The organism is Streptomyces sp. NPDC001068, from assembly GCF_042897315.1.
Taxonomy (GTDB): domain Bacteria; phylum Actinomycetota; class Actinomycetes; order Streptomycetales; family Streptomycetaceae; genus Streptomyces.
Window position 1 is genome coordinate 105,953 of the sequence record NZ_JBIAYD010000019.1, and the last position, 9,750, is coordinate 115,702.

General features: G+C 73.4%; 9 protein-coding genes and 1 pseudogene. 2 read left to right on the plus strand and 8 right to left on the minus strand.

Going from position 1 to position 9,750, the window contains the following annotated elements; genetic code table 11:
• The first annotated feature begins 65 nt into the window (after positions 1-65).
• Complete coding sequence (locus ACFY3I_RS39315) at positions 66-2,516, plus strand: DEAD/DEAH box helicase (RefSeq protein WP_390865740.1); 2,451 nt, start codon at positions 66-68, stop codon at positions 2,514-2,516.
• Here the strand turns inward: ACFY3I_RS39315 and ACFY3I_RS39320 are convergent.
• From ACFY3I_RS39320 to ssd, 8 genes and pseudogenes are all read right to left on the minus strand, one after another.
• Entirely contained in the window at positions 2,485-2,925 is a 441-nt protein-coding gene (locus tag ACFY3I_RS39320; protein ID WP_390865741.1) for an Rv3654c family TadE-like protein, read from the minus strand. The genes ACFY3I_RS39315 and ACFY3I_RS39320 overlap by 32 nt on opposite strands.
• Positions 2,922-3,242 carry a TadE family type IV pilus minor pilin gene (locus ACFY3I_RS39325; RefSeq protein ID WP_390865742.1) on the minus strand — a complete coding sequence of 107 codons (321 nt, stop codon included), beginning with the start codon at positions 3,240-3,242 and terminating at the stop codon, positions 2,922-2,924. Before ACFY3I_RS39325 ends, ACFY3I_RS39320 begins: the two co-directional genes overlap by 4 nt.
• A gap of 28 nt (positions 3,243-3,270) precedes the next feature.
• Positions 3,271-3,450 (minus strand): DUF4244 domain-containing protein, encoded by a 180-nt coding sequence (locus tag ACFY3I_RS39330; protein WP_365286552.1) that lies wholly within the window; start codon positions 3,448-3,450, stop codon positions 3,271-3,273.
• Positions 3,451-3,610: 160 nt separating this feature from the next.
• Positions 3,611-4,384, minus strand: a pseudogene (locus ACFY3I_RS39335) (type II secretion system F family protein); the annotation flags it as partial.
• Complete coding sequence (locus tag ACFY3I_RS39340) at positions 4,381-5,241, minus strand: type II secretion system F family protein (RefSeq protein WP_390865743.1); 861 nt, start codon at positions 5,239-5,241, stop codon at positions 4,381-4,383. The gene ACFY3I_RS39340 and the pseudogene ACFY3I_RS39335, both read right to left, overlap by 4 nt.
• A 19-nt stretch (positions 5,242-5,260) precedes the next feature.
• Positions 5,261-5,407: a hypothetical protein gene (locus tag ACFY3I_RS39345; RefSeq protein ID WP_390865744.1), complete on the minus strand. Its 147-nt coding sequence runs from the start codon at positions 5,405-5,407 to the stop codon at positions 5,261-5,263.
• Positions 5,397-6,578: a TadA family conjugal transfer-associated ATPase gene (locus tag ACFY3I_RS39350; RefSeq protein WP_390865745.1), complete on the minus strand. Its 1,182-nt coding sequence runs from the start codon at positions 6,576-6,578 to the stop codon at positions 5,397-5,399. The genes ACFY3I_RS39345 and ACFY3I_RS39350 overlap by 11 nt, the downstream gene beginning before the upstream one ends.
• Positions 6,575-7,672, minus strand: coding sequence for a septum site-determining protein Ssd (gene ssd, locus ACFY3I_RS39355; RefSeq protein ID WP_390865746.1), 1,098 nt, complete (start codon positions 7,670-7,672; stop codon positions 6,575-6,577). The genes ACFY3I_RS39350 and ssd overlap by 4 nt, the downstream gene beginning before the upstream one ends.
• A gap of 583 nt (positions 7,673-8,255) precedes the next feature.
• Between ssd and ACFY3I_RS39360 the strand changes: the two genes are divergently transcribed.
• Complete coding sequence (locus ACFY3I_RS39360; RefSeq protein ID WP_390865748.1) at positions 8,256-9,080, plus strand: HAD family hydrolase; 825 nt, start codon at positions 8,256-8,258, stop codon at positions 9,078-9,080.
• The last annotated feature ends 670 nt before the right edge of the window (positions 9,081-9,750 follow it).

Sequence of the window (9,750 nt, forward strand, 5' to 3'; positions counted from 1 at the left end):
CTATCGAGCGGGTCGCCCCTTGGGACACCTCGGCCTGCGGCCCCCGGGACGGTACGCCAGCCGCGATGGCATTCAATCACTTACCGGCAGGCGTGCACGACGCCTTGGCCCCATTGTCCGTCACGCCGGTGACACACTCGGACCCGATGGCCATAAATCACCGATCCGACCGACCCTCGGCTCCGGCCGTGTCCGGGTTCTCTCCGGGCACGGTCCTGGACCGGCTCGCCTCCGGGCCGAGCCGGGCTTCGCGCATCACTCATACGGAGCACTTGCCCCCGCGGGAGGGTCGGCATGCCGTCTGGCCTGACCGGATTCGGCCGGAGGTGATCGCGGCCGTGCAGGCGGGCGGCATCGACCACCCGTGGGAGCACCAGGCGCTGGCCGCCGAGCACGCCCTGGACGGCGACTCCGTGGTGGTCGCCACCGGCACCGCCTCCGGCAAGTCGCTGGCCTATCTGGTGCCGGTCATGTCCACCCTCCTGGACGGCTCCGAGGCGCCCAACGGCCGCGGTGCCACCGCGCTGTACCTGGCGCCCACCAAGGCACTGGCGGCGGACCAGCGGCGGTCGGTGAAGGAACTTTCACAACCCCTGGGCAACGCCGTACGACCGGCCGTGTACGACGGCGACACCCCGTACGAGGAACGGGAGTGGGTCCGCCAGTACGCCAACTACGTGCTCACCAACCCGGACATGCTGCACCGCGGGATACTCCCCGGGCACGCCCGCTGGTCCTCCTTCCTCAAGTCGCTGAAGTACGTCGTCGTCGACGAGTGCCACACCTACCGGGGCGTCTTCGGTTCGCACGTCGCCCAGGTGCTGCGCCGGCTGCGCCGCCTGTGTGCCCGCTACGGCTCCTCCCCGGTCTTCCTGCTGGCCTCCGCGACCGCCGCAGAGCCCGCCGTCGCCGCCCGCCGCCTGACCGGCCTGCCCGTCGTGGAGATCGCCGAGGACGCCTCCCCGCGGGGCGAGCTGGTCTTCGCCCTCTGGGAGCCGCCGCTGACCGAGCTGCACGGCGAGAAGGGCGCCCCGGTGCGCCGTACCGCCACCGCCGAGACCGCCGACCTGCTGACCGACCTCGCCGTGCAGGGCGTACGCTCCGTGGCCTTCGTCCGCTCCCGGCGCGGCGCGGAGCTGATCGCCCTGATCGCGCAGGAAAGGCTCGCCGAGGTGGACCGCTCTCTGGCCGGGCGTGTCGCGGCCTACCGGGGTGGCTACCTCCCCGAGGAGCGGCGCGCCCTGGAACGCGCGCTGCACTCCGGGGAGCTCCTCGGGCTTGCCGCCACGACGGCCCTGGAGCTGGGCGTGGACGTCTCCGGGCTGGACGCCGTACTGATCGCCGGGTACCCGGGTACGCGGGCCTCCGTGTGGCAGCAGGCGGGTCGGGCGGGCCGCTCCGGGCAGGGCGCCCTCGCGGTGCTGGTGGCCCGCGACGATCCGCTGGACACGTTCCTCGTGCATCATCCCGAGGCCCTGTTCGACCAACCGGTTGAATCGACGGTCCTCGACCCCGACAACCCCTACGTCCTCGCCCCGCACCTGTGCGCCGCCGCGGCCGAGATCCCGCTCACGGAGGACGACCTCGACCTGTTCGGCCCCGCGTGCGCGGAGCTGCTGCCGCAGCTGGAGGCCGCGAAGCTGCTGCGCCGCCGTACCAAGGCGTGGCACTGGACCCGGCGGGAGCGGGCCGCCGAGCTGACCGACATCCGCGGCGAGGGCGGGCGGCCGGTGCAGGTCGTCGAGGAGGGCACGGGACGGCTGCTGGGCACGGTGGACGCGAGCGCCGCGCACTCCACGGTCCACGAGGGCGCGGCCCATCTGCACCAGGGCCGTACCTACCTGGTGCGTTCCCTGGACCTGGAGGACTCGGTCGCGCTGGTCGAGCAGGCCGAGCCGCCGTACTCCACGGTCGCCCGCGACACCACGGCCATCTCCGTGCTGGAGACCGACACCGAGATCCCCTGGGGCGACGGCCGCCTGTGCTACGGCTCCGTCGAGGTCACCAACCAGGTGGTCTCCTTCCTGCGCCGCCGGCTCATCACCGGCGAGGTTCTCGGCGAGACGAAGCTCGACCTCCCGCCCCGTACCCTGCGCACCCGCGCGGTGTGGTGGACCGTCACCGAGGACCAGCTCGACGAGGCCCGGATCACCCCCGAGATCCTGGGCGGCGCCCTGCACGCCGCCGAACACGCCTCCATCGGCCTGCTCCCGCTCTTCGCGACCTGCGACCGCTGGGACATCGGCGGCGTGTCCGTCCCGCTGCACCCCGACACGCTGCTGCCGACCGTCTTCGTCTACGACGGCCACCCGGGCGGCGCGGGCTTCGCGGAGCGCGCCTTCCACACCGCCCGTGCCTGGCTCACCGCCACCCGTGAGGCGATCGCCGCGTGCGAGTGCGAGGCCGGGTGCCCGTCCTGCATCCAGTCCCCCAAGTGCGGGAACGGCAACGATCCCTTGCACAAGCGGGGCGCGGTGCGGCTGCTCACGGTGCTGCTGAAGGGGGCACCGGATTAGCCGTCCGCACGGGTGCGGGTGAGTGGGCGCCGTCCGCGCAACCCCCCGCGCCCCCGGCGGGCGCGTCGCAACGGGGGCCGGCTCTCGCCCGGACCTCCACCGTGAACAGCCCGCCGCCCGAGGCCGCCGAGACGTCCGAGACGTCTCCCACGATCACGCACCGCGTGAGCCGCGCACCCTGTGCCCGTGCCACCCGGTCGGCGCGGGCGCAGGCCCCCTCGGTGTCTTCGGCCCAGTGGTCCGCCGCCGCGAGCGCGGCCAGGTCGGCGCCGCCCGCCGCCCGGTGCCGGACCACCACGGCCTGTCCCAGCCCGAGCAGGACCCCGAACACGGCGCAGAGGACGCCGATCGCGCCGACGCTCCAGACGGTGGCCGAGCCCCGGTCCCGATCCGCGTACCGCCCTCTCACGGCCCCGCCTCCTCCGCCAGCGCCACCGCCGACTCCCGTACCTCGAACGGCAGCGCACCGAGGACCGGTGGCCTCGCCACCACCGTCACCCGGACCCGGTCGTCCTCGCGGCCGACGGTGACCGTCGCCCCGTCCGGCGCCGCGGCCTTCGTCAAGGCGATCACCGCGCCCTCGGCGTCCTGCCGGGCGGCGGCCCGGGCCCCGGTGCGGGCGGCGTCCACGCACCGGATCTGGGCGGCCACCACGAGCAGCCCCCACACCAGTGCCATCGTGAACGCCACCAGCACCGGCAGCACCACGGCCGCCTCCGCCGTCACGAACCCGCGGTCCGCCCCGCGCCACCGCTCACATGCCCGCACTGAGGGCTCGTTTCACGATGTCCTGGAGCTCCGAACTGACCTGCCCGCTCGTCACGACCGCGTACAGCACCGCCGCGAACCCCACGGCGGCGATGATCCCCATCGCGTACTCGGACGTGACCATTCCCGCGTCCCGGCGCAGGAACTTCCGCAACTTTCCGTACATCTCGACCCCTCCTGATTTCCTGTTGGGTGATCTGGTTCTGGTGATCTGGTTCTGGTGATCTGGTGCTGTGATCCGGTCCGGTGATGTGGTCCGGTGATCTGGCCCCGATGATTCGGCGCCGGTGGTCTGGTGCCGGCCAGAGCGCATATCGCGGACTTCCACCACCCCCTCTCATCACGCCCGTCGCCAGGCCGATCACCACGGGCAGCACTCCGACCGTGATGAACGCGGGCAGGAAGCACAGCCCGACCGGCGCGGAGATCAGCACCGCCGCCCGTCGCGCCCGCGCGGTCGCGCTTCTCGCCCATTCCGCACGGGCGTCCGCGGCGAGCCGGGCGACCGGGGCGGACGCCGGCAGCCCGGACTCGTCCGCGCGCTCCAGCAGGCGGGCCAGGGCACCGGCCCCCGGCAGGGCCGCCAACCGTCGCCAGGCGTCCGACGGTTCGCCACCCAGGCGGAGTTCAGCCGCGCCCCGCGCGAGCCCTTCCGCGACCGGACCGCCGAGCGCCTCACCGACCGCCTGCGCCGCGGCCACCGGTCCCGCCCCGGCGGCGATGCAGGCGGCCAGCAGGTCGGAGGCGAGCGGGAGTTGACGAGCGGCCCGGGACGCCTCGGCCTGCGCCGCCCGTCCCGCGTCCGCCTCCCGGCGCCGCCACTGCCACAGCCCCACGGCGACACCTAGGCCCAGCACCACTCCGCCGACCCCACCGGCCAGCGCCCAGCCGCCGCACACCACACCGGCCACCGGCAGCCATCCGCGGACGGCGCCGCCGACACCTGAGCGTCGCTCCGGCATCCGGAGGGCGAGGACGGCGGCCGCCCTGCGCCGCGCCCGGCGCCCGCGCCCGGCGTCCCACAACCGCCATGCCGACCAGCCCAGGAGCGACAGTGCCACGAGCACCGCCCCCAGCCTGTGGACGGGTTCCGCGCTCACGCCGCCTCAGCTCCCCGCACGATCCGGGCCGCCCACCACATCCCGGCGCCCTCGAACACCGCTCCGACGGTCAGGCAGCCCAGTCCGGCCCCGGTGTGCAACAGCACGCGCAACGGGTCCGCGCCCATGGCAGAGCCGAGCACCAGCCCGAGAGCGGGCAGCGCGGCGAGCAGCACCACGGTGGCCCGGGCGCCGGACAACTGGGCCCGCAGGTCCGCGCGCTGGTCCCGCTCGGCACGCAGGGCCGCGTCCAGCCGGTCGAGGCCGGCCGCGAGCCCGGCGCCCTGGTCGACGGCCACCCGCCAGCACGCCGCGAGCCCCAACAGGCCGTCGGCTCCCGGCCGGTGTGCCGCTGTCGTCAGCGCGCCCGGCACGTCCCCGCCGAAGCGAGCCGCCGCCACCACGGCCGCCCTTGCCTCGCCGAGTCCGTCGCAGTCCCGCGCGGCCCGCAGCAGCGCCTCGCCGGGCTGCCGTCCCGCGCGCACCTCACCGGCGAGCGCTCCGCACAGCGCGATCACCGCGTCCGCACGCTCCTGCCGGACCCGGTCCGCCCGGCGGGCCAGCCGCAGCCGGCGCAGCACCGGCACCCCGGCCGCCCCCGCGAGCACCGGAATCACCGAGGCGGCGAGAATCGCCAGCACGATGCCGGCGACCAGGGCCCACCACTCGCCCCGCAGGCGGCCGCGCAGCCGTCGCAGTTCCCCGACCGCCCGCTCCCAGGAGGGCGGCCCGGCCGCCAGTGCCCCGCCCCCGGCGAGCAGCAGCCGTGCCCGCCGTACCTCGCGCTGCCGCTCGGCCAGGAGCCACGCCATGACCCCGCCGCACACCACGGCCGCACCCATCGTCGTCTCACCCATCACACACGCCCCTTCCGACTCACAGATCACGAACTCGCGGTTTCACGAACTCGCTGTTCACGTAAGCGCCGTTCGCGTACGCGCAGATCACGTGCGCACCGCTCGCGTACGCGCAGATCACGTGCGCACCGCTCGCGTACGCGCAGATCACGTACTCACGGTTCACGCAGGTCACTTTGGAGCAGGTCCCGCAGCCGCTCCCACCCCGGTTCACGCACGAACGAGTCCGCGCCCCAGCGCAGGGCCGGCACCGTCCGGACCAGACCCGAGGGACCCCGCTCCAGCACGTGCGCCTCGGCGATCCGCCGCCGGCCCGCGCGGTCCCGTACGAGGTGCAGCACCACCGACAGCGCGGCCGCCAACTGGCTGTGCAGGGCGGCCCGGTCGAGCCCGGCGGCCGTACCGAGTGCCTCCAGGCGGGCGGGGACGTCGGCGGCCGCGTTGGCGTGCACCGTGCCGCACCCGCCCTCGTGACCGGTGTTGAGCGCGGCCAGCAGGTGCACGACCTCGGGGCCGCGGACCTCGCCGACGACCAGCCGGTCGGGACGCATCCGCAACGCCTGCCGGACCAGGTCCTCCAGCGTGACCAGCCCGGCCCCCTCCTGGTTGGCGGGTCTCGTCTCCAGCCTTACGACGTGGGGGTGTTCGGGCCTGAGCTCGGCCGAGTCCTCGGCCAGCACGATCCGCTCCCCCGGACCGACCAGGCCGAGCAGCGCGCTCAGCAGGGTCGTCTTGCCGGTCCCGGTGCCGCCGCTGACCAGGAACGAGAGCCTGGCCGCCAGCAGGGCCCGCAGGATCCGGTCCCCGCCCGGTGGCACGGTCCCGGCCGCCACCAGTTCGTCGAGCGTGAAAGCGCGCGGCCGCACCACCCGCAGGGAGAGGCAGGTGCAGCCGACGGCCACCGGAGGCAGTACGGCGTGCAGGCGGGTGCCGTCGGGCAGCCGGGCGTCCACCCAGGGCCGGGCGTCGTCCAGGCGCCGGCCCGCCACCGCGGCCAGCCGCTGTGCGAGTCGTCGTACGGCCACGGGGTCCGGGAAGGCGACCCGGGTCAGTTCCAGGCCTCCCCCGCGGTCCACCCAGACCCGGTCCGGGGCGGAGACCAGGACGTCGGTCACCGTGGGGTCGGCCAGCAGGGGTTCCAGGGGGCCGCTGCCGACCAGTTCGGAACGCAGCCGCTCGGCGGCGCCGAGGACCTCGGCGTCCCCGAGCACCCGGCCCTGTGCGCGCAGCGCCTGCGCCACGCGCGCGGGGGTCGGTTCGGCCCCGCTCTCGGCGAGCCAGCGCCGGACCCCGTCGAGCAGGGCGGGACCGTCCGAGTTCGCGGTGCCGGGCCTCATACGCCACCCGCCTCGACGAGCGCGCGTTCCCAGAAGCCCTTGCAGAAGCGGGCCAGCGGGCCGCGTGCGGCGGACCCCGGGGGCTTCCTGCCCGGACGGGACAGGCCCGTCTCGACGGGTACCTCGCCGGCCAGCGGCAGGCCGACCAGCCGGGCCACCTCGCGGTCGTCCAGTCCCGGCCCGTAGGGGCCCCGCACCGCCACCCGCAGATCGCGCACGACCATGCCGACGGTGGCCGCCACCCGGCCCGCCGCCGCGATCGCGCGAAGCTCGGCGGGGACCACCAGGACCGCGAGGTCGAGCTGGGCGAGGATCTCGGCGACCTCGTCGTCCAGGCGGCGCGGCAGGTCGACGACCACGGTGCCGCCGCGCCTGCGGACGGCGGCGAGCACCGCGCGGACGGCGGGCGGCGGGATCGCCACGCTGTCGCCCCGGTCCCAGCTGAGGATCCGCAGCGAGTGCAGTTCCGGCAGCGACTCCTCCAGGGCACCGCTGCCGAGCCGGCCGCGCGAGGCCGCGAACGCGGGCCAGCGCAGGCCCTCGGCCGTCTCGGCGCCGAGGAGGACGTCGATTCCGCCACCCAGCGGATCCGCGTCCACGAGGAGGGTGCGCAGCCCCTCCCGCGCGGAGGTGACCGCGAGGGCGCAGGCAAGCGTGGAGGCTCCGGCCCCGCCCCGGCCCCCGATCACCCCGACGGTCAGGGCCGGGCGGCCCACGCCCTCGACCACGTCGGCGATCCGGTCCACGAGCCACTGCTCGCCGTCGGGCAGCATCAGAACGTGGTCCGCGCCGATCTCCACGGCGCGTTTCCACACCTCGGGGTCGTCCTGGTCCTGGCCGACCAGCACCACCCCGCGGCGGCGCGCGGCTCCGCGCACCCGGCGTGCGGCGTCGTCGCCGACCAGGACGAGCGGGGCGGACTCCCACCCGCCGCCGCGTTCCGGTACTCCGTGGTGGACCTCGGGTTTGGCACCGGCCGCCGCGCACAGGCGCAGCAGGTCGTCGAGGAGTTCGGCGTCCTCGGTGACGATCATCGGTCGTCCGGGCCGTCCCGGGGCGGCGGACGGTGGTTCGTGGGTGACAGTTCCGGCCACGTGGGCTTCTCCCTCGGCTGCGTTCCCGTGCGGGGCCCGTGGGCCACGCGATTCCCAAATGTGTGAAGAACCGGCAAGCGGCCCTCCATATGCACGGCCGACAGAAACCGGCCATTGGCGCCCGGCAATCGGAACCGGCCATGAACTCGCCGCCGCCGGAGCGCGCTGGAATCACGGTGCGACGAACGCGGAAATCGTGTGGATCTTGGTCCAAAACTGTGGACAACTCGACGGTTGTGAATATCGCCGTCACCCATACCGGTGAGGCTCGTTCTGGGCCCTGTGCGACTTCCACAGCGCAGCGCGGCGACTACCCACCGTGACGGATCATGGGCATGCGAGAGGGGCGGCCGAAGCCGCCCGACCAAGGTCCCGGAGCCCGGAGGAGAGCGAGAAAATGCGTCCGGACATGCGACGACCCCCACCGGGGGGGAGAGTGGGGGTCGTCTCCACGGCCGACTCGGGGGGGGAGGAGCCGGACCGGGTTAGCACGGTCGCGAACGATCCGTGACTTCCATGGTGTACCCGAGAGCCCTCTCAGGCAAACCCACGCGCCACACCTTACGCCGAATGGTGGGCGCCTATGCTCGGGGGCGTGGAAAACCACTCCTTGCCCCGCACAGCGGCCTTCTTTGACCTGGACAAGACGGTCATTGCGAAGTCGAGCACGCTCACCTTCAGCAAGTCGTTCTACCAAGGCGGCCTGATCAACCGCAGGGCGGCCCTGCGCAACGCGTACTCCCAGTTCGTCTTCCTGGTCGGCGGTATGGACCACGACCAGATGGAGCGCACCCGCGCTTACCTGTCCGGCCTGGTCCGTGGCTGGAATGTCCAGCAGGTCAAGGAGATCGTCGCCGAGACCCTGCACGACCTGATCGACCCGATCATCTACGACGAGGCCGCCTCCCTCATCGAGGCCCATCACCAGGCCGGCCGGGACGTCGTCATCGTCTCCACCTCGGGCGCCGAGGTGGTCGAACCGATCGGCGAACTGCTGGGTGCCGACCGGGTGGTGGCCACCCGCATGGTCGTCGGCGACGACGGCTGCTACACCGGCGAGGTGGAGTACTACGCCTACGGCCCCACGAAGGCCGAGGCGGTCCGGGAGCTGGCCGCCTCAGAGGGGTACGACCTCGACCGGAGTTATGCGTACAGCGACTCGGCCACCGACCTGCCGATGCTGCAGGCGGTCGGTCAGCCGCACGCGGTCAACCCGGATCGGACGCTGCGCCGCGAGGCGCTCGCGCGCGGCTGGCCGATCCTGGACTTCAACCGCCCGGTCCGGCTCAAGCAGCGGATCTCCGCGCCCCCGCGCCCGGCGCTGGTCGCCGCGGCGGCGATAGGAGCGGCGGCGGCCACCGCGGGGCTGGTCTGGTACGCGAGCCGGCGCCGGAACCCGGTCTCCTGACCGGCGCACCACCCGCCCCTTTCACTTGTTCGGTCCAGTGATGCCCCTTTGGCGCGCCTTGATGCGCCTTGATGCGCCTTTGAACCCAAAAGTAAAGAACTGCAGGCAGGGGTTCCGCTTGCTCGGGGCTTGCAGTACAAAGGGTTTAGCGGCCCGCGAGACCTGAGGACATCCGAGAGGATCACCTGCTCCAACGCATTCGGCCCCACGGACCCAGCATGGACACCAGGCACCCACGCGACGTCGACCCGTCGATTACGGGCCAGCCGCACCAGGTGACGGGCAAAGTACCCGACCTGATGGGCGACATATCGAGGACGCTTGGTAACCCGGTGAGCATGCCAGCGGCGGTACGAGGACTCGTACCGCCGCAACCCGTTTCAGCAGGCCTTCCCGCCCCTTCGGCACCCCTAAAGGTTGTCCCGTAACGAGGCGCGGGGTCTCAGGCATACTGGCGCTCGTTGTCGCTGGGGACCGGACCTAGGACGGGAGCCTGAGTGCCTGAGCTGCGGTGTGAAGCGGTTCGTTGGGTGGATGACGAGCCGTTTCCTGGCATCGTCGAGGTTGAGTTCGTTGACGCTGCGGGCCAACGTTGGTCTTTGATCGACAAGAGCTCGATCTTCGCGCAGGTCGCTGAGCTGGCTCCCGACTCGGTCTACCCGGTGAAGGT

Bases quoted from the DNA above. Each gene is read 5' to 3' on its own strand.
- ACFY3I_RS39315 (WP_390865740.1), top strand. From the start codon at position 66: ATGGCATTCAATCACTTACCGGCAGGCGTGCACGACGCCTTGGCCCCA.
- ACFY3I_RS39330 (WP_365286552.1), bottom strand. From the start codon at position 3,450: ATGTACGGAAAGTTGCGGAAGTTCCTGCGCCGGGACGCGGGAATGGTC.
- ACFY3I_RS39340 (WP_390865743.1), bottom strand. From the start codon at position 5,241: ATGGGTGAGACGACGATGGGTGCGGCCGTGGTGTGCGGCGGGGTCATG.
- ACFY3I_RS39350 (WP_390865745.1), bottom strand. From the start codon at position 6,578: ATGAGGCCCGGCACCGCGAACTCGGACGGTCCCGCCCTGCTCGACGGG.
- ACFY3I_RS39360 (WP_390865748.1), top strand. From the start codon at position 8,256: ATGCTCGGGGGCGTGGAAAACCACTCCTTGCCCCGCACAGCGGCCTTC.